We start from the raw sequence: 17,114 nt of genomic DNA, 5'->3' as shown, positions 1-17,114 counted from the left end.
AATCAAGAGCGCACAACCCACATATGCGCTGATATGTCTCACCCGGTCATTCAAGCACGAAAGGGAAAGCGGTGCGGACAAGCCTGTTGGGACATGCTCCCCATGCCGGATCGACCCCGATGGGCGTGCTGTGCGGCATGGGCGCGGGGGCGCTGTGGGGGCTGGTGTTCCTCGCGCCGGAACTGGCGCGCGCGTTCAGCCCGCTTCAGCTGACGGTCGGCCGCTATCTCGCCTATGGCCTGCTCTCCGCGCTGCTGGTCGCGCCGCGCCGGCGGCGGCTGGTCGCGCTGCTGTCGCGCCGCGACTGGCTGGCGCTGGGCTGGCTCGCCCTTGCCGGAAACACGCTCTATTATGTGCTGCTGGCGACCGCGGTGCAGACCGGCGGCATCGCGATGACCTCGCTGGTGATCGGCTTCCTGCCGGTCGCCGTCACCATTATCGGCAGCCGCGACCGGGGCGCGGTGCCGCTTGCGCGCCTCACCCCATCGCTGCTGCTGTGCGCGGCGGGCGCGGTCTGCATCGGCTGGCAGGCGATCGCCGCGCCCGCCTCCGGCTCGGTGCGGGATCAACTGATCGGCCTTGCCTGCGCGATCGGCGCGCTCGCCTCATGGACGGCCTTCGCGGTCAGCAACAGCCGATGCCTCGCACGCCTCGACCGGGTGTCCGTCCACGACTGGAACCTGCTGATCGGCATCGTCACGGGCGCGCAGGCGCTGCTGCTGATCCCGGCGACGCTGGCGCTCGACGACTGGAACCGCGCGGCGGGCGACTGGGCGACCTTTGCGGGCGTTTCGATCGGCGTCGCGATCTTCGCCTCGCTCGCCGGGAACACGCTGTGGAACCGGATGAGCCGGCTGCTGCCGCTGACGCTGGTCGGGCAGATGATCCTGTTCGAAACGCTCTTCGCGCTGCTCTACGCCTTCTTATGGGAACAGCGCCTGCCGACGGCGACCGAGGCCGCCGCCTTCGTCCTCGTCGTGCTCAGCGTCGTCAGCTGCCTTTCGGCGCATCAGCGGGAACGGCGCGGACCTGTAGCCCAATAAAGGTGGCAAGGGGGGATGTTCCACCATTCGAACCCCTTGTCCACGCGGGCGAAATGCCGCGTGAGATGGGGGTGGACGGCCGCGCGCATCTGATAGGCCAGGAAATGCCCGCCCGGCCGCAGCAGCTGCGCGCTCGATGCGACGATAGCGGCTGCGGTTTCCTGCGGCAGGGTGGAAAAGGGCAGGCCGGACAGGATGGCGTCCGCCTGCCCAAGGCCGAGCCGCGCGGCGATCTGCTCTATGTCCGCCGCCGTCCCGGTGACCGCGCGCAGGCGCGGGTCGTCGATATGCCGCTGGAGATGGCGGGTGAATTCCCGGCTGGTATCCACGGCCAGCAACGTGGCGGAGCGCGGCAGGCGGGAGAGGATCGCGCGGGTGAACACCCCGGTGCCCGGCCCATATTCGATGCACAGACCGACCGCGCCCCATTTGATCGGCGCCAGCATGCGGCGAACCATCCTGTCGGACGCCGGAAAAGCCGAACCGACCTTCAGCGGGTGCTTGAGAAACTCCCCGAAGCTGATGCCCAGCGGCGAGGGAACGGGTTCGCTCGATATCGAACCGGCGGAATGCAGGGGGTGATCGGGTATCGCCATCTTCTCCTCACGGCAGTTGCTCTGGCGGCATGGAAATAGAATGGCCCCGGCCGCCCTTTGTTCCTGCACCCGCGAATTTCACGGGCATTTCGATCCTTCGTCGGCATGGCCGTTCAGCAGCCGGGGAATGAGGGGCAGCAGTTCGCGCGCGAGGAAGCCGACGCCGCCCATCGCGCTTTCCAGCCTGCGTCCCGCCTCGCCATGGACCCACGCGCCCCAGGCCGCCGCGTGCAACGGGGACGCGCCCCGCGCCGCCAGCCCGCCGATGATTCCGGCCAGCACGTCGCCCGATCCGCCGGTGGCCAGCCCCGCGCCGCCGCCCGCATAGCGCAGCCGCTCGCCCGCCGGACCGGCGAGCACGCTTTCCTCGCCCTTGAGCAGCACCACCGCGCCGAATTCGGCGGCGATGGCGGCTGCAACCGCCGGAGCGTCGCGCGCCACGTCTTCGGGCGGCAGGTCGGCCAATATGGCCATTTCGCCATGATGCGGCGTCAGGATCACCCGCCCGTCATGGCGCGCGATCAACGGGCGGAGATCGCGCGCGGCGGTCAGCGCGGCGGCGTCGAGCAGGATCGCCAGCGGCGCCTCCACCCCTTCGAGCACGCGCGCGACCAGTTCGTCGGTGCGGGTGCTGGCGCTCATCCCCGGCCCCAGGATCAGCATGTCGCAGCGGCTGGCCCGCTCGATCAGCAGCTCGGCCGCGCCCGCCGCAATCTCTCCATCGTCCTGCGCGGGCAGCGCGATCATCGCGGCTTCGGGCACGAGCACGCCCAGCGGCAGGGCGGCGGGGCGCACCGTCGCCATCTGGAGCTTGCCCGCGCCCGCGCGCAGCGCCGCCTCGCCGGTGAGGCGCAGCGCGCCGGGCACGAACTCCGCCCCGCCCGCGACCAGCACGCGTCCCCGGCCGTTCTTGTCGCAGCCGTCGTCGATCACGGGCAACGGGTGCGCGGCGAGCCAGTCGCGGTCGATCAGCATGTCGCTCATCCCCGCACGCCCTGGATCGCGTCGGGTGCGCGGGTGACCGGCGCGGCCTCCTCGCGCATCGGCGCGGTGACGTTGTAGCGGTGCAGCACCAGCGCGCCACCGTCGCCGCCCTCGGAATCGAGCCGATAGTCGGTGATCGCGCAATTGGCGACGTCCTGCGCACGGTCGATCGCCAATATCTCGGCCTCGGTCATGCCTTCGATGATATAGCGCATGCACAGCACGACTACCTGATGGGTGAAGAGGATCACCCGGCGGTCGGCATGGTGCAGCGCGATCGTATCGAGCACCGAGCGCAGGCGGAGGATGACGTCGCACCAGCTCTCGCCGCCCGGCGGCCGGTGATAGAATTTGCCGAGCAGCTGGCGCAGCGCCGCCTGTTCGGGCTGGAGATTGCGGATGCCGGTGACGGTGAGGCCGTCGAGGATGCCGAACTCCTTCTCCCGCAGCCGCTCGTCGAAGCAGATCGGGATATCCGGCGCGCAGCCGCCCGCCGCGCGGAACAGCTCCGCCGTCTGGCAGGTGCGCCTGTAGGGAGAGGACAGCAGCACCTCCGGCCGGTCCTCCTCCCGGCCGCTGGCGAACCAGTGGCCGAGCGCGGTCGCCTGCCGCCGCCCGGCCTCGCTCAGCGGCACGTCGGCATCGCGTTCGGAAAGGGGTATGCGGTCGATCGCGGACTGGGTCGCGGCATCGCGGGCGACATTGCCCGCGCTCTGCCCGTGCCGCACGATGATGAGCTGCCGGGGCCAGTGGATCGAGCGCATATCCTCCCTTTCCTGATGCTGCGGGCCCTGATGCGGCGGACCTTGTGCGAGGGGACCAACGGCCGAAGGCGCGGTTTCGATCCCCCGCCGCTCCATCCGTCCCGTTGCGAGCGGTTCGCAGGGAACCGGCGCCTCCCATGGACGGTTGCTGAGGAACCGGAGACAGGAAAGCGAAAGAGGAGAGCATCATGAAGACGAACGGGTTTACCGACGCGATCGCGCTGCTGAAGGCGGATCATCGCAAGGTCGAGCAATTGTTCGAGCAGTTCGAAAAGGCGCGGTCCGCGGGCCGGAAGCAGGATATCGCCCATGAAATCTGCACCGAGCTGAAAATCCACACGACGATAGAGGAAGAAATCTTCTATCCGGCCTTTCGCGGCAAGATAGAGGACCACACGCTCGACGAGGCCTATGTCGAGCATGACGGCGCCAAGGTGCTGATCAACGATATCGAGGCGGGATCGCCCGCCGACGATTTCTACGATGCGAAGGTCAAGGTGCTGTCCGAGGAGATCAAGCATCATGTGCGCGAGGAGGAGATGCCGTCGGAGGGCATGTTCGCCCAATGCCGCGAGACGGGCGTCGATCTGGTCGAATTGCGCGACCGGATGATGGCGCGCAAGGAAGAACTTCTGCGTCAGGCCAAGGCCGCCGGCCTGCCGATGGCCAAGCCCAATGCGGTGAACCTCATCCCCGCCTGAGCCGCCCGCAGGAACAACCGGACGAGGGCGGGAGAAAACCCCCGCCCTCTTCGGGGACGACCGATCGATGAATCGTGAGGAATGAAGAAACCGCCGGGCGCATATCCTGTGGACAGGGAAGCGGTTACCGGCGGCTATCGCCCTTTCAGGGAATCCGGTTGCGGGCCGTCGCCGCCTGCCGCCGCGTCGCTGTCGAAATCCTCAGGATTGCCGCCGCCTCCGGCGCCCGCGCCGCTGCCCTTCACCTCGCCGGAACCGGGCACCGCCCGCTTGCCGCGATTCTCGGCCGCTTCCCGGTCATGATCTTCCTGTTTCGCCATTTCCGTTTCCCGTGAAACATCCCGCCGGGCCTCGCGCGGCGGCGGCGCGTCCTGCAATTCCGTGGGCAATGCCGTGGAGCGCCTCAGCTTCCGCCCTGGATGTTGATGGGCGGCGCAAGGGGATTGGCGTCCTTGTCCTTGCCCTTTTCGACATGCTCCGCGGCCTCGTCGGAAACCGCGCTTTCATCGCCGCCCGGCGAGCCTTTTTCCGGCGGGGGAATATCGTTCCGGCCTTCCGCCGGATCCTGCGCGCGATCCTCGCGCTTGTCCTGCTGTTCCATGTCGCCCTCCTTGGACGTTCCATCGATCAACAAGCCGCGTCGCGAATCGTTCCCCGGTCCGTCCTCCCTGGGGCGGTCAGATCGCGTTCAGGTAAAAATCCTTCAGCGCGCGCGCATCGTGCAGGGCGTTGTGCGGCATCCGGCTGTTGGCGGCGGCGCTGAACCCCACGCCGTTGAACAGCTCCAGCCGCAGCCCGTCGAGCGCGATCATCTCGCCCGGACCGGTCACCAGCAGGCCGCAGAAATGGGCGAGGTCGTCCGGCCAATCCGCCACGATCAGCGGATCGCGGTCATTCGCCAGATAGGCCTCCAGATGCCGCGCCGCATCGAGACGGCTCAGCTGATGATCGACCCCCGGCGGCACGAAGCGGAGATAGGGGATCACATTCTGCGCCACCCAGGGGTGGATTTCCGCCGGCAGGGGAAGCGAGACGTAGAATTCCTGGTCGCCAAACTCCGGGATGAGCGCAAGGCTGATGAGGTCGCCGCCAAAGCCGTTGAATTCGGTATCGAGGAAATAGCGCATCTTTCCTCCTTTGACACCGCCCCTGCTTGCCGTAAACCCTCGCGGGCGGCGGAAGGCCGCTGGCGAAGGGCCGGTTGCGACGAACGGCCGGCAGGGGAAATCATATGCAGGCGCGCGAATATATCGGATCGGCCAGGGTACCCGGCGGGGCGGAACTCACCCTCTATCGTCGCGGCAGGGACTTCATGATCGTCCTCGACCGCAACGAGCTGATGAGCAGCCGGATGAGCGGATCGGAGGAGGCGCTCGCCACTCTCACCTGCGACCGGCTGCACGGCAGGGCGCGCCCGCATCTGCTGATCGGCGGCTATGGCATGGGCTTCACGCTGCGCGCCGCGCTGGCCCGGCTCGGCGGCGACGGGCAGGTCACCGTCGCGGAGCTGGTGCCGGAAATCATCGACTGGGCGCGCGGGCCGATGGCCGAGCTGGCGGCGGGCTGCCTCGACGATCCGCGCGTGCACCTCGTGCAGGCGGATGTGGCCGATGTGATCGGCGCGGCGCGGGAAAGCTATGACGCGATACTGCTCGATGTGGACAACGGGCCGGACGGGCTGGTGCGTCAGGCGAACGACCGGCTCTATTCGGCGCAGGGCATCGCGGCGGCGATGGCGGCGCTCAAGCCCGGCGGCATAATGGCGATATGGTCCGCCGCGCCGGACGCCGCCTTCGCCCGCCGCCTTGCCCGCGCCGGCTTGATCGTCGAGGAAGTCGCAGTGCGGGCGCGCAGCAACGGCAAGGGGCCGAGGCACGTCATCTGGTTCGCCACCAAAAGGGCGTGATCAGCGCGCGCCTTTCGGGCCGCTTGTCTCCGCCGCCACGCGCGACTCGCCCGGCGCGAGGCCGTCCAGCGTCCAGTCGCCGATGCGCCAGCGCACCAGCCGCAGCGTCGGGTGCCCCACCGCCGCCGTCATCCGCCGCACCTGCCGGTTGCGCCCCTCGCTGATCGTCAGCCGCAGCCAGCAGTCGGGCACGCTCTTGCGGAAGCGGACCGGCGGATCGCGCGGCCAGAGCGCCGGCGCCTCGATGCGCTCGACCCGCGCGGGCAGGGTCGGGCCGTCCTTCAGGCGTACCCCGCGCCGCAACCGCTCCAGCGCGGCCTCGTCGGGATCGCCCTCGACCTGCACCAGATAGGTTTTCGGCATCTTGAAACGCGGGTCGGCGATCCGCGCCTGCAACCGGCCGTCATCGGTCAGCAGCAGCAGCCCTTCGCTGTCGAGGTCCAGCCGCCCGGCCGGGTAGACGCCGGGCCTGTCGATGAACGACGCCAGCGTCGGACGGGTCGGGCCGGTGCTTTCATCGGTGAACTGGCAGAGGACGCCATAAGGCTTGTTGAAGAGGAGGAGGACCATCGCCGCTCACTCTCCGTCGTCGAACGCCAGGCTGCCCTGATCGATCAGCGCGGCGATCAGGGCGAGGACGGCGGGCGATGCGGCAAGGGCGGGATCGACCGTCAGGGCCGGGCCTGCGCACAGTTGCTCGGCCAGCGAGGCGGCATCGCCCGCGCAGTCGAAGCAATGGCCATCCACGAACAGCAGGATCGCATCCTCCCGCTGGCGGATGAAGGCAAAGCGGCTGGCCGGATTGCGAACCAGCGCCACTCGTTCGGCCAGCAACGCGCGCACCTCCTGCCGCCCGATCGGCTCTTCCGGCCGCCAGTCCGCCTCGGCATATTTGGGCTGGCTGGCATGGAGGCCGAACCAGCGGGCGAAGGCATCCCGGTCGGACAGCGCCTCCATCACCATCGCATGCAGCCGGTCGAGCGCGGGCGCGGCGATCTCGCCGGGGTGGGCCTGTATCGTCAGGTCGGGGTCGGCATAGCGGTCGTCCTCGGCCAGCGCGTCGGCCTGATGCCCGCACCAGCCCTCGACCAGCTCCGCGCGGGAGGGCGCGCGGAAGCCGATCGAATAGGTCATGCAGTCGTCGCCGACCGCGATGCCGTCATGCGCGAAGCCGGGCGGCACGTAGAGAATGTCGCCCGGTTCGAGGATCCAGTCGCCGGTCGCCTCGAAATCGCCGATCAGGCGCAGATCCTCATGCGGCACCAGCGGCGTCGCGGCATCGCATCGCGGCCCCACGCGCCAGCGCCGCCTGCCCAGCCCCTGCACAAGGAACACGTCATATTGATCGTAATGCGGCCCGACCCCGCCCCCGTCGGTGGCGTAGCTGACCATCACATCGTCGATGCGCCAGTCCGGCACGAAGCGGAACGGCTCGATCAGCGCCGCGACATCGGACGCATGATGATCGACCGCCTGCACCAGCAGCGTCCACGGTCCGTCGCCCAGTTCGCCGAAACGGGCTTCGGGCAGCGGACCGGATTCCATCGCCAGACGATCCCCGTCGCGCGTGACAAGGCGCGCTTCCACGCCCTCCTCACAGGCGAGGCCCGCCAGTTCGTCGGGCTCCAGCGGATTGCGCCATACGTCCCACGGATTGCGGATCAGCAGAGGGCGCTTCTGCCAATAGCCGTTCAGGAAAAGGCCGGCGTCGAAATGGGCGAGCTTCATCCCCCGCCCATGCGCCGATCGGCGGCGGCTGTCAAAAAAGGCTTTGGCCTGTCCGGCCTCCGGGGCCGCCGCCGAAGCCGGTTGGACACGGTTTCATCGAACGGGGACACCATCCGGCATCTGCCGCTCGGCCCAGACGATATAGCGGAGCGGCCCCCGCTCGATCGCGTCGAAAGGATAGCAGGTGGTGAGCGCCAATAGCGGGCGGGACGGGTTGGCCGGATAGGCGAAGCGGTCCCAGCGGGCGATGGCCGCGCCGGTGATCCGGTACCGGCTGATTGCGCCGCTGATCGATCGGACCTCGACCACATCGCCGGGCCGGGCCCGTTTCAGGAAGGCGAAATGGGTGTCGCGGTGGGCGGCCATGATCGTGACCAGCGGCTTGCCGGGCAGCAGCGTGGGGCCGAAGGCCATGGCCTGCCCCGATCCGCCCGACAGCACCACCTCGCTGACGCCCAGGCGTGGCAGGGTGATGCGGGCGACAGGGGCGGTATCGGCCCAGGGCCATGGCTTGACCGGCCGGTGCCCGGCCAGACTGCGCTCGAAGGCGCGGTCGAGCAGGATTTGCGCGACCCACGCCTTGGCGGGGATGGCCGCGCCCCTCGCCATCAGGACGAGGCCGGCCGCGCAGAGCAGGGCCAGGAACAGCGTCGGAAGGACGCGCCCGATGGCGCGTCCCCCCTTGCGGATGGCGATGGCGGTCATGCGCGGGCCCTCCGGCGCCGGAAACCGAGACCGGCGAGGCCGATGAGCAGCAATGCCGCGCCCTGGCCGATCAGCGCGGTATAGCCGGCTGCGGTTTCGGGCAGGTCCATGGCCTCGGCCTGATCGGCGGGCCGGATGGCGCCGCCCCCGCCCGCGCCCGCCGTCCGGCCGCCGAAGAGAACATCGAAATCCCAGCCCGCGGGGAGCAGCAGCGGCAGTTCCTCGCGCGTCAGCGTCGCGCCTTCGGGCCGCGCCGGGGTTTCGTCGACCGCGACGAGGCTCGTTTGCGAAGTCACGATGCCATAGGCGAGGCCGAGCTGCGCGATGGCCTCGTCGGCGGTGGCCGCGTCGGTCTCCCTTGCCCAGCGGGCGGCCTCGACATCGGCGATGCGGCGATTGGCCCAGAGCTTCGCGACGGCGGGGCTGTCGATGGCCTCGCCCAGATCGACGGTCTGCGACCAGCGCCTGCCGCCGATCGTGCCGCTGACGGTCAGCCTGCCGCCGGACGCCTTGCCCTTGCCCAGCAGCACCAGCGGCTCTCCCGCATAAAGATCCGGCAGCTTGCGCGGGGTGAGGTCGAGAGACGCGCCCTCGACGCCGACCTTAAGGTCGCGGACCACCGGAGCGGTCAGGCGGTCGAGCAGCGCGGTCATCTTCGCGGCGACCTCGTTGCCGGTGCCGACATTGGTGAAGGCGCCCCGGCCCGCCTCGGCCATGCGGCGCATCAGATACTGGTTGGGCGCGGAGCCGATGCCGACCATGAAGATGCGGCTGCGGCCCGCCTTCGCCGCGATGGCGGCCATCATCTCCTTTTCGTTCGCGATATTGCCGTCGGTCAGGAAGACGATCTGGCGGACGGTTTCCGAATCGTCGGGACGGCTGTCGATCAGCGCCGATTGCAGCGCGGGCAGCATTTCGGTGCCGCCATTGGCCTCCAGCCCCCTGGTGAAGCGCCTGGCCAGCGCGATCTGTTCGGGCGTGGCGGGGACGCTGTCGTCGAACAGGCGGGTCATGGTGTCGTCGAAGCGGATGATGTTGAAGCGGTCCTGCGGGCGCAGCGTGTCGAGCGCATAGAGCAGGCTGTCCTTGGCCGCGTCCATCGAGCTGCCGCCCATCGAGCCGCTGTTGTCGATGACGAACACCATCTCGCGGGGCGTGGCGGCGGGCTGGCGCTCCTGCGTCGGCGGGGTGATGGCGGCCATGAGATAGTCCTCGCCGTCGAGGTTCTGGCGAAACAGGCCGACAGTCGGATCGGCGTCGGCCGAGCGCCAGCGCAGCTCGAAATCGCGGTCGGCGGGCACCTCCCCATCGGCGAGGCGGATGATGCGGTTCTGCTCGCCCTCCTGCTCGACCGCAATGCGGTGATAGGGGCTGATGAGATTGGCGGGCCTGAAGCCGGGGGCGAGGCGGACGGTGATCGACACCGGGTTCAGCCCCTTGCCCAGAGCGGGATGCGCGAGCGGAGCGGTGACGGCCTGCGCGTCGGCGGCGGGGACCTGCGCCGGGGTGTAGCGCGGGCCGACGACCAGCGGCAGGCGCAGCGCGAATTCGCCGCCGAGCTGGCGGACGGGGGCCTGATATTCGATGGCGATCAGCACGGTTTCGCCCGGCCCCACATTGGCGACGCTGGTGCGGAACATATTGGGGCGCTCGGCTTCGACGAGGCCCGCCTTCTTTCCTTCGTCGCGGGCTTTATCGTAGATCGCGCGGGCTTCCTCGCGGCGCTTGATATGACCGATGATGACGCGCTGGCCGACCACCATCTTCAGGCTGTCGACCGCGCCGTCATCGGGCAGCGGGTAGAGATAGGCCGCCTCCATCCACCGGTCGCCGGTGTTGCGGAAGGCCTGTGTCACACGGATGCGGGCGGTCTGGCCGCTGACGGTCACGTCCATGTCGGTGCCCAGCCGCAGGGCGGGCATGGCGGTGGCGACGCCCTTTCCGCGCAGCATCAGCGTGCCGCTGCCGATGGCGTCGGGGTCCGCCTCCGCATCGGCGGCGGTGAGGCGGCCGGTCAGGAAAATAAGGGCGACAAGGCCCAGAAGCAGCGAGAGGCCGAGCGCCAGTCGGCTGCGCGACCGGCGGGGGAAGAGAAAAACGGGCATGGTGCACTCCCTGAAAAAGCGGAGCCTTTCCATTAGGCCCGCGCCATGCCGGACAGCCATCGGCAAGCCATGCCGCTTTTTGCCGGAGCGGGCGGAGATGTGCGGCGCGCGCGAAGAGGCTTGACGGCTTGTGCGGTTTTGTGCGGAATTGTCCGGTATCTATTCAGGGGTGGGGCCGATGCAGGACGTGGACGACAGCTTTGCCGAGCGGCTGCGCGAGGAACTGGCGCGGCGGCGCATGTCGCGGCAGGCGCTGGCGGACATGGCGCGGATCAGCCTCTCCACGCTCGAAAAGGCGCTGTCGGGCAGCCGCCCCTTCACCCTGGCGACGGTGGTGCGGATCGAGGAGGCGCTGGGCACGCCCTTGCGCGGCGGCCCGCGAACCGATCCGGGCGCGGCGCGCGATCTCGCGCCCGATCATATGGGCGCCTACAGCCGCGCGGCGATCCGCTGGATCGAGCAGGATTATGTGACGCTGCGGGCCAGCTTCGGCACGCCGGGCGCGGTCATCGCCTATCGCACGCGCATGGAATGGGACGAAGCGGCGGGCTATCTGCGCTTCGCCGAAGCGGACCGGGCGGACGGCGCCTTCGCCCAGTCGGGCCATGTGTCGATGCCCAATCTGTCGGGGCACATCTATCTGTCGACCAACGAACAGGGGCAGCACCGGCTCGTCATCCTTGGCCGCCCCACGCGCGAGGGGCGGATGTTCGGCCTGCTGACGACCTTGCAGGTCGGCGCGGGATCGCAGCTCGTTCCCGTTGCCTGCCCGATCGCTTTCGTGCCGCAGATGCAGATGCCGGGCGTTCCGATGGGCGTGATCGAACCGGCCCGCCCGGAATATGCCGAGTGCCGCGGCATCCTCGACCGGGCGATGCAGGATGATTTTTGCCGCTGGCGGCAATGAAATGCGGTTGAATGACGGAAGTTCTAGCCGCCGTCAGGAGCTGATTCCGCCCGCAAAGCCCCGGCGACAAGCGGCGCGATTTTTCCCGCGACGATATCCACGCCGGCGGGATTGGGGTGGATGGAATCGGCCTGCATATAATCGGGGTTGCCGATCACGCCTTCAAGAAAGAAGGGATAGAGGGGCAGGCCGTACTCCTTGGCCAAGGCGGGATAGATGGCGTTGAACCGCGCCGCATATTCGGCGCCCATATTCGGCGCCGCCAGCATGCCCGTCAGCAGGACCGGCACCTGGCGCGCCTTCAGCATATCGAGCATCTCCCGCAGATTCTTCTCGCTCTGGGCCGGGTCGAGGCCGCGCAGCATGTCGTTGCCGCCGAGGCCGAGAAGCACGAGATCGGGCTTGCGGGGAAGGCCGTCGAGCGTGAAGGCCAGACGCTGCAACCCGCCCTGCGTCGTTTCCCCGGAAACGCCCGCATTGCGCACCTCGACCGCCTCGCCGCGCGCCTGCAAGGCCTTTTCCAGCTGGCGCGGGAAGCTTTCGTTCTGCGCCACGCCATAGCCCGCATAGAGGCTGTCGCCGAAGGCGAGCACCAGCTTGCGCTCCGCCATCGGCGCCGTGGCATTCGGCGCCGTGGCATTCTGGTCCTGAACGACGGAATCGGCGACGGTATTCCGCGCCGGATCACCCGAACAGGCCGCAAGCAATTGCGCGGCGGCCATATAGCCCGCATAAGACAGCCAGTTTCGCGCCATCGAGGTTTCCTTCATTCATGCACGGTTCGTCCAGTCCCCTTCCTATCGCCGTCGAAGCGCGCAATGTCACGCTGTCGCTTGGCACGACGGAGATTCTCAAGGGCATCGACCTGTCGATCGCGCAGGGCGAGAGCCTTGCCATATTGGGTCCGTCGGGTTCGGGAAAGTCCTCGCTGATGGCGATCCTCTCCGGCCTCGAACGCGCCAGCGGCGGAGAGGTTCGGGTCGCCGGGATCGATTATGGCCCGCTGGATGAAGATGGGCTGGCGTGGGCGCGGCGCGGGCGCGTGGGCATCGTCCTACAAAGCTTCCACCTGCTGCCGACGATGACCGCGCTTGAAAATGTCGCGGTGCCGTTGGAGATTGCGGGGCTGGCCGACGCCTTCGCCCGCGCCGCGGCGGAGCTGGAGGCGGTAGGGCTGGGCCACAGGCTGGACCATTACCCCGCGCAGCTTTCCGGCGGCGAGCAGCAGCGCGTCGCCATCGCCCGCGCGGTGGCGCCGGGGCCGGATATCATTTTCGCCGACGAGCCGACCGGAAATCTCGATGGCGGGACCAGCGGCACGATCGTCGACTTGCTGTTCGCCCGGCACGCGGCCAACCGGACCACGCTGGTCATCATCACCCACGACCCCGCCCTTGCCGAACGGTGCGACCGCATCATCGAGATACGCGACGGGCGGATCGTGGCGGACCGGCGGCCATGATGACGGGGCTGGGCTGGCGCGGATGCTGGCGGATCGCGCGCCGCGACCTGCATCGCGGCCTGCGCGGCCTGCGCCTGCTGTTTATCTGCCTGTTTCTGGGGGTGGCAACGCTGGCGACGATCGGCAACCTGACGACCGCCATCACCGGAGAGATCGCCGGCAAGGGCCGGATCCTGCTGGGCGGCGATGTCGAGATCGCGATGGCGCAGCGCGAGGCGAGCGAGCTGGAAAAGGCCGCCTTCCGCCGCACCGGGCAGCTGAGCGAGACCATCCGGCTGCGGGCGATGGCGCAGCATCCACGCGGCCGCGATGGCGCGAACGGGGGCGCCTCCGCCGTGCTGACCGAATTGAAGGGCGTGGACGGCGCCTATCCGCTCTACGGCACGCTGCTGCTCAACGGCGGCCCCGCCGGGGCGATGACCGCCGACGAGGTGGTGGTCGGCCAGGCGCTGGCCGACCGGCTCGATCTGCGGCCCGGACAGCATCTGCGCTATGGCGAGGCGGATTTCCGTATCCGCGATATCATCGCCGACGAGCCGGACCGGGTGGGGGAAGGCTTCACCCTGGGGCCGGTGGCGATCACCTCGCTGGAGGGGGTGCGCCGCACCGGCCTGATCCAGCCGGGCAGCCTTTATGAAAGCAAATATCGCATCCGCATCGCGCCCGGCGCCGATGCGCGCGCGGCGGGCGACGCGCTGAAGCGCGCCTTCCCCGCCGCCGGGTTCGAGGTCAAGGATCGCGATCGCGCCGCGCCGGGGACCAGCCGCTTCTTCGAGCGCATGGGCCAGTTCCTGACGCTGATCGGGCTGGCGGCGCTCGCCATTGCAGGGATCGGGGTGGGCAATGGCGTCACCTCCTATCTCGCGATCAAGCGCAACGGCATCGCCACGCTCAAGATATTGGGTGCGTCGGCGGGCGACATTTCCCGCATCTACCTGATGCAGATCGGCGCGGTGGCGGTACTGGCCACGGCCTGCGGTCTGGCGGTGGGCGTGCTGCTGCCGATGGCGCTGGTCGCGGGCGCGCGCGACATACTGCCGGTGCAGCCCACCTTCGCGCTGACGCCGGGGCCGCTCCTGATCAGCGCGGCCTATGGCCTGCTGATCGCCTTCATCTTCATCATGCCGCCGCTCGCCCATGCGCGCGTCCTGCCCGCCGCTGCGCTGTTCCGCGAAACCGTCGACCGGCAGCCGGGGATCGACCGGACGAGCCTGATCGCCGTGGGGCTCGCTTCGCTGGCCGCGATCGCGCTCGCGCTGGGGACGGCGCGGGAACCGCTCTTCGCCGCATCGGTGCTGGGCGGAGTAGGCGCCGTTCTCGCCATCCTGTTCGGCATCGGCCTGCTGGTGCGGCGGCTGGCGCGCCGGATGCCGTCGCCGCGCGCGCCTCTCGCCCGGCTGGCCATCGCCAATCTGCACCGCCCCGGCGCGCAGACCTCCGCGCTGGTGGTGGCGCTGGGGCTGGGCCTCACCCTCTTCGTCACGCTGGCGGCGATCCAGTCCAGCCTGAGCGCCGAGATTCGCAACACCGTGCCACAGACCGCGCCGGACCAGTTCGTGCTCGACATCCCCATCGCGCAGCAGCGCCAGTTTCAGCAGATCGTCGCGCGCGAGGCGCCGGGGGCGTCGCTCAACATCGTCCCTACCCTGCGCGGGACCATCATCGCCTATGGCGGCACCCGCGTCGCCGACCTTGCGGAACTGCCCAGGGATGCGTGGTTCCTGCGCGGCGAGCGTGGCGTCACCTACAGCGACACCCTGCCCGAAGGGTCCGATCTGGTGGAGGGCGCCTGGTGGCCGAAGGATTATGCCGGGCCGCCGCTGATCTCGCTGGATCGCGACGCGGCGAAGACGATGCGGGTCGGCATCGGCGACACTCTGGTCGTTTCCGTGCTGGGCCGCGAGATCGAGGCGCGGATCGCCTCGCTGCGGCAGGTCAAATGGGAGACGATGGGCTTCAACTATATCATGGTTTTTTCTCCCAACAGCCTGCGCGACGCGCCGCATAGTCTGGCGGCGACCGTCACGCTGGCGTCGAGGGGGTCGGAGGGGCAGCTCTCCCGCGCCTTGCTGGCGGCCTTCCCACCCATCTCCATCATCGCCACCAGCGAGGTGGTGGGGCAGGTGACGGTGCTGCTGGGGCAGATGGCCACCGCCATCGTGCTGGCCGGGTCGGTCGCCATTCTGGCGGGCATCGCGGTGCTGATCGGCGCCATCGCGGCATCCCGGCAGGCGCGCGCCTATGACAGCGTGGTGCTGAAGATGCTGGGCGCGAGCCGCTGGCAGATTCTGGGCAGCCAGGCGATCGAATATGCGCTGCTGGCGGCGGTGCTGGCGCTGGTTGCGCTGGCGCTGGGGTCGGCGGCGGCGTGGTTCGTGATCGTGCAGATCTTCGAATTCCACTGGTCGCCCGACTGGCTGCTGGTGCTCATGACATTGGGCGCGGGCGCGGTGCTGACGCTGGGGATCGGCCTGCTGGGATCGATACCGCTGCTGTCCGTGCGCCCGGCCCGCGCCTTGCGCGCGCTCTGATCCCGATCGGCCGGCGATCCGGCCTCCGACGAAACGATCCCCGCCTTACAGGCGTTCAGGAGGTGCATCTGAGGAGACAGCCATGTTTGTTGCCGTATATTGGTGGCGCGTCCATCCGGGCAAGGAAGAGCAGTTCCGCAAGGCGTGGCGGCGCGGCATGCAGCTCATCCGGGAACGCTACGGCAGCTATGGCTCCCGCCTGCACCGGGACGCCGACGGCCGCTTTGTCGGCTATGCCGAATGGCCGGACGAAGCGACCTGGCGCGCCGCATTCGACCGGAAAATGGTCTATGACGACCCCGCGACCCGCGCGGCGTTTCTGGATGCGATCGCCGAAGTGCCCGCCGATGCCGACCCCATATTCACCATGACCGTCACCGACGACCTGCTGCTTCGCTCGGCGGATGATCCGCCATCGCGATAGAGGTCACCCAACCGGGCGTTCCGGCATCTACGCATACCCCGAAATCGCGCAGAACCGCGCGGTTCTTCATACCTCTGTTTTATCTGGAAAATATCGTCCGGCACATGCCGGACTCTGTGGTGCGGTCGAGAAGACTCGAACTTCCACGGCCTTTCGGCCACAACGACCTCAACGTTGCGCGTCTACCAGTTCCGCCACGACCGCACATCAGAGTAGGAAGCCGGTCGACCCGGCACCTGGCAGGCGCTGGCCCTTAGCAAAGGGTGGAGGGGGTTGCAAGCGCCCTTATCCGTTTTGCGCGATTATTCGCTTTTTCGCGCCGCCCGTCCCACGCCCGCCGATGCCGGAAGGATCAGCGGCCGTCCTCGACGAAGGTGAGCGAGAGATTTTCCGCGTTCTTGGGGATGTCGAGGCGGCTTTCGCTGATGCTCGCCTCCTCCCCCGGCTTCAGCTCGGCCTTGTCGGCCTTGGTCGTCCAGCTGAACACCAGCCGGTCCTGCCGGTCGCGTAGCTGGACCTCGACCGGCGGCACCGACAGGGTGCGCGCGCCGCTGTTCACGATGCGGGCGCTGAACGCGAAATATTCCTGCCCGCTGGGCAGGCTGCGGCGCTCGGCGGGCTTGGCGAGGTAGAACAGCAGATCCGGCTCCCGCGCGTCGGAAAGCAGGCCCGCCTTCACCGCCCATTGCGGCGGCCCGAACAGATAGAGCGCCGTGCCCGCCCCCACGATGACGAGGCAGAAGACCAGCGCCGCATAGGTCCACAGCCGCGCCGGGTTGCGCCGGGGCTTGCGCGACGGCGAAGGCGCGATCAGGCTGTCGTCGTCCTCCACGCCGACAGGGGCGTCACGCCAGTCGGACCGGTGGGGAGGCCGGACCTGGGATATGTCCACCGCCCGCGCCTGCCCGGCGGGCGGGGGGTTCCCGCCGCCGCTGCCCGCGTCATAGCCCTGTTCCTCGGCTGCGGCGGCGATGGGATCGGCGGGCGCAGCGGAGGCCGCCGTCTCGTCGGCCGGGGTGGCATGTTCCTCGCGCGAGGCGGGCGCGGCCACCGCCGGGGCGGGCGGCGTCGGCGGAACGCTTTCCTCGCGCGGGGGCAGCGCGGCGCCCTGCTGGAACCAGCTATGCTTGCAGGCGGCGCAACGCACCTGACGGCCGTTGACGCCGATGGCCTCATCCGGGACGATGTAGCGCGTCGCGCAATTGGGGCACACGAGGATCATGCCATCTATTAAGCGCGCTCGCGACTCCGGCGCAAG

19 protein-coding genes and 1 tRNA gene are annotated in these 17,114 nt (G+C 69.0%); 7 read left to right on the top strand and 13 right to left on the bottom strand.

Annotation, left to right across the window (positions count from 1 at the left end; translation table 11 throughout):
- The first annotated feature begins 86 nt into the window (after nt 1-86).
- Entirely contained in the window at nt 87-1,043 is a 957-nt protein-coding gene (locus GGR43_RS15325; protein ID WP_425502230.1) for a DMT family transporter, read from the top strand.
- On the opposite strand, the gene GGR43_RS15320 is transcribed toward GGR43_RS15325, so the two are convergent.
- From GGR43_RS15320 to GGR43_RS15310, 3 genes are all read right to left on the bottom strand, one after another.
- Nucleotides 1,010-1,639 (bottom strand): class I SAM-dependent methyltransferase, encoded by a 630-nt coding sequence (locus GGR43_RS15320; protein WP_188072860.1) that lies wholly within the window; start codon nt 1,637-1,639, stop codon nt 1,010-1,012. The genes GGR43_RS15325 and GGR43_RS15320 overlap by 34 nt on opposite strands.
- Before the next feature lie 78 nt (nt 1,640-1,717).
- Nucleotides 1,718-2,623 carry an NAD(P)H-hydrate dehydratase gene (locus GGR43_RS15315; RefSeq protein ID WP_246343790.1) on the bottom strand — a complete coding sequence of 302 codons (906 nt, stop codon included), beginning with the start codon at nt 2,621-2,623 and terminating at the stop codon, nt 1,718-1,720.
- Nucleotides 2,620-3,387, bottom strand: coding sequence for a histidine phosphatase family protein (locus GGR43_RS15310; RefSeq protein ID WP_188072859.1), 768 nt, complete (start codon nt 3,385-3,387; stop codon nt 2,620-2,622). The genes GGR43_RS15315 and GGR43_RS15310 overlap by 4 nt, the downstream gene beginning before the upstream one ends.
- A gap of 188 nt (nt 3,388-3,575) precedes the next feature.
- Between GGR43_RS15310 and GGR43_RS15305 the strand changes: the two genes are divergently transcribed.
- Nucleotides 3,576-4,088, top strand: a complete 513-nt coding sequence (locus GGR43_RS15305) for a hemerythrin domain-containing protein (RefSeq protein ID WP_188072858.1) — start codon at nt 3,576-3,578, stop codon at nt 4,086-4,088.
- 134 nt (nt 4,089-4,222) lie between these two features.
- Here the strand turns inward: GGR43_RS15305 and GGR43_RS15300 are convergent, their stop codons facing one another.
- From GGR43_RS15300 to GGR43_RS15290, 3 genes are all read right to left on the bottom strand, one after another.
- The gene (locus GGR43_RS15300; protein ID WP_188072857.1) at nt 4,223-4,408 is read right to left on the bottom strand and encodes a hypothetical protein; all 186 of its coding nucleotides are present in this window, start codon (nt 4,406-4,408) and stop codon (nt 4,223-4,225) included.
- Nucleotides 4,409-4,491: 83 nt separating this feature from the next.
- On the bottom strand, nt 4,492-4,689 hold the full coding sequence (locus GGR43_RS15295; protein ID WP_188072856.1) for a hypothetical protein: 198 nt from the start codon (nt 4,687-4,689) through the stop codon (nt 4,492-4,494).
- Nucleotides 4,690-4,765: 76 nt separating this feature from the next.
- On the bottom strand, nt 4,766-5,215 hold the full coding sequence (locus GGR43_RS15290; protein WP_188072855.1) for a hypothetical protein: 450 nt from the start codon (nt 5,213-5,215) through the stop codon (nt 4,766-4,768).
- 104 nt (nt 5,216-5,319) lie between these two features.
- Between GGR43_RS15290 and GGR43_RS15285 the strand changes: the two genes are divergently transcribed.
- On the top strand, nt 5,320-5,994 hold the full coding sequence (locus tag GGR43_RS15285) for a spermidine synthase (RefSeq protein ID WP_188072854.1): 675 nt from the start codon (nt 5,320-5,322) through the stop codon (nt 5,992-5,994).
- On the opposite strand, the gene GGR43_RS15280 is transcribed toward GGR43_RS15285, so the two are convergent.
- The 4 genes from GGR43_RS15280 to GGR43_RS15265 form a co-directional block, all read right to left on the bottom strand.
- Nucleotides 5,995-6,564 carry an rRNA large subunit pseudouridine synthase E gene (locus GGR43_RS15280; RefSeq protein ID WP_188072853.1) on the bottom strand — a complete coding sequence of 190 codons (570 nt, stop codon included), beginning with the start codon at nt 6,562-6,564 and terminating at the stop codon, nt 5,995-5,997.
- Nucleotides 6,565-6,570: 6 nt separating this feature from the next.
- Nucleotides 6,571-7,722 carry a cupin domain-containing protein gene (locus GGR43_RS15275; RefSeq protein WP_188072852.1) on the bottom strand — a complete coding sequence of 384 codons (1,152 nt, stop codon included), beginning with the start codon at nt 7,720-7,722 and terminating at the stop codon, nt 6,571-6,573.
- A 93-nt stretch (nt 7,723-7,815) separates the two neighbouring features.
- Nucleotides 7,816-8,427, bottom strand: coding sequence for a class GN sortase (locus GGR43_RS15270; RefSeq protein ID WP_188072851.1), 612 nt, complete (start codon nt 8,425-8,427; stop codon nt 7,816-7,818).
- Nucleotides 8,424-10,532: a marine proteobacterial sortase target protein gene (locus GGR43_RS15265; RefSeq protein WP_188072850.1), complete on the bottom strand. Its 2,109-nt coding sequence runs from the start codon at nt 10,530-10,532 to the stop codon at nt 8,424-8,426. Before GGR43_RS15265 ends, GGR43_RS15270 begins: the two co-directional genes overlap by 4 nt.
- A 178-nt stretch (nt 10,533-10,710) precedes the next feature.
- Here GGR43_RS15265 and GGR43_RS15260 point away from each other — a divergent pair, with 178 nt between their 5' ends.
- Nucleotides 10,711-11,439: a helix-turn-helix domain-containing protein gene (locus tag GGR43_RS15260; protein ID WP_188072849.1), complete on the top strand. Its 729-nt coding sequence runs from the start codon at nt 10,711-10,713 to the stop codon at nt 11,437-11,439.
- 23 nt (nt 11,440-11,462) lie between these two features.
- Here the strand turns inward: GGR43_RS15260 and GGR43_RS15255 are convergent, their stop codons facing one another.
- A complete protein-coding gene (locus tag GGR43_RS15255) occupies nt 11,463-12,194 on the bottom strand; it encodes an arylesterase (protein WP_188072848.1) in 732 nt (243 codons plus the stop codon).
- Nucleotides 12,195-12,211: 17 nt separating this feature from the next.
- Between GGR43_RS15255 and GGR43_RS15250 the strand changes: the two genes are divergently transcribed.
- From GGR43_RS15250 to GGR43_RS15240, 3 genes are all read left to right on the top strand, one after another.
- The gene (locus GGR43_RS15250; RefSeq protein ID WP_188072847.1) at nt 12,212-12,901 is read left to right on the top strand and encodes an ABC transporter ATP-binding protein; all 690 of its coding nucleotides are present in this window, start codon (nt 12,212-12,214) and stop codon (nt 12,899-12,901) included.
- Nucleotides 12,901-15,432, top strand: coding sequence for an ABC transporter permease (locus GGR43_RS15245; protein WP_188072924.1), 2,532 nt, complete (start codon nt 12,901-12,903; stop codon nt 15,430-15,432). The genes GGR43_RS15250 and GGR43_RS15245 overlap by 1 nt, the downstream gene beginning before the upstream one ends.
- Nucleotides 15,433-15,514: 82 nt before the next feature.
- Nucleotides 15,515-15,856, top strand: coding sequence for an antibiotic biosynthesis monooxygenase family protein (locus GGR43_RS15240; RefSeq protein ID WP_188072846.1), 342 nt, complete (start codon nt 15,515-15,517; stop codon nt 15,854-15,856).
- Nucleotides 15,857-15,973: 117 nt separating this feature from the next.
- On the opposite strand, the gene GGR43_RS15235 is transcribed toward GGR43_RS15240, so the two are convergent.
- Together GGR43_RS15235 and GGR43_RS15230 are read right to left on the bottom strand one after the other, a co-directional pair.
- A tRNA-Leu gene (locus tag GGR43_RS15235) sits at nt 15,974-16,060 on the bottom strand.
- Between the two features lie 148 nt (nt 16,061-16,208).
- Nucleotides 16,209-17,078 (bottom strand): MJ0042-type zinc finger domain-containing protein, encoded by an 870-nt coding sequence (locus GGR43_RS15230; RefSeq protein WP_188072845.1) that lies wholly within the window; start codon nt 17,076-17,078, stop codon nt 16,209-16,211.
- Nucleotides 17,079-17,114 lie beyond the last annotated feature (36 nt).

The sequence above is a fragment of the Sphingobium jiangsuense genome (assembly GCF_014196495.1).
GTDB classification, from domain to species: Bacteria; Pseudomonadota; Alphaproteobacteria; order Sphingomonadales; family Sphingomonadaceae; genus Sphingobium; species Sphingobium jiangsuense.
Note: the sequence above shows the minus strand (reverse complement) of the source record. Positions and strands in the feature narration are given on the sequence as shown.

Excerpts from the sequence above, each read along its gene's own strand:
- GGR43_RS15240 (WP_188072846.1), top strand. The coding sequence starts at position 15,515 with ATGTTTGTTGCCGTATATTGGTGGCGCGTCCATCCGGGCAAGGAAGAG.
- GGR43_RS15265 (WP_188072850.1), bottom strand. The coding sequence starts at position 10,532 with ATGCCCGTTTTTCTCTTCCCCCGCCGGTCGCGCAGCCGACTGGCGCTC.
- GGR43_RS15285 (WP_188072854.1), top strand. The coding sequence starts at position 5,320 with ATGCAGGCGCGCGAATATATCGGATCGGCCAGGGTACCCGGCGGGGCG.
- GGR43_RS15230 (WP_188072845.1), bottom strand. The coding sequence starts at position 17,078 with ATGATCCTCGTGTGCCCCAATTGCGCGACGCGCTACATCGTCCCGGAT.
- GGR43_RS15270 (WP_188072851.1), bottom strand. The coding sequence starts at position 8,427 with ATGACCGCCATCGCCATCCGCAAGGGGGGACGCGCCATCGGGCGCGTC.
- GGR43_RS15310 (WP_188072859.1), bottom strand. The coding sequence starts at position 3,387 with ATGCGCTCGATCCACTGGCCCCGGCAGCTCATCATCGTGCGGCACGGG.
- GGR43_RS15245 (WP_188072924.1), top strand. The coding sequence starts at position 12,901 with ATGACGGGGCTGGGCTGGCGCGGATGCTGGCGGATCGCGCGCCGCGAC.
- GGR43_RS15290 (WP_188072855.1), bottom strand. The coding sequence starts at position 5,215 with ATGCGCTATTTCCTCGATACCGAATTCAACGGCTTTGGCGGCGACCTC.
- GGR43_RS15275 (WP_188072852.1), bottom strand. The coding sequence starts at position 7,722 with ATGAAGCTCGCCCATTTCGACGCCGGCCTTTTCCTGAACGGCTATTGG.
- GGR43_RS15315 (WP_246343790.1), bottom strand. The coding sequence starts at position 2,623 with ATGAGCGACATGCTGATCGACCGCGACTGGCTCGCCGCGCACCCGTTG.
- GGR43_RS15280 (WP_188072853.1), bottom strand. The coding sequence starts at position 6,564 with ATGGTCCTCCTCCTCTTCAACAAGCCTTATGGCGTCCTCTGCCAGTTC.
- GGR43_RS15250 (WP_188072847.1), top strand. The coding sequence starts at position 12,212 with ATGCACGGTTCGTCCAGTCCCCTTCCTATCGCCGTCGAAGCGCGCAAT.
- GGR43_RS15300 (WP_188072857.1), bottom strand. The coding sequence starts at position 4,408 with ATGGCGAAACAGGAAGATCATGACCGGGAAGCGGCCGAGAATCGCGGC.
- GGR43_RS15295 (WP_188072856.1), bottom strand. The coding sequence starts at position 4,689 with ATGGAACAGCAGGACAAGCGCGAGGATCGCGCGCAGGATCCGGCGGAA.
- GGR43_RS15305 (WP_188072858.1), top strand. The coding sequence starts at position 3,576 with ATGAAGACGAACGGGTTTACCGACGCGATCGCGCTGCTGAAGGCGGAT.
- GGR43_RS15320 (WP_188072860.1), bottom strand. The coding sequence starts at position 1,639 with ATGGCGATACCCGATCACCCCCTGCATTCCGCCGGTTCGATATCGAGC.
- GGR43_RS15260 (WP_188072849.1), top strand. The coding sequence starts at position 10,711 with ATGCAGGACGTGGACGACAGCTTTGCCGAGCGGCTGCGCGAGGAACTG.
- GGR43_RS15255 (WP_188072848.1), bottom strand. The coding sequence starts at position 12,194 with ATGGCGCGAAACTGGCTGTCTTATGCGGGCTATATGGCCGCCGCGCAA.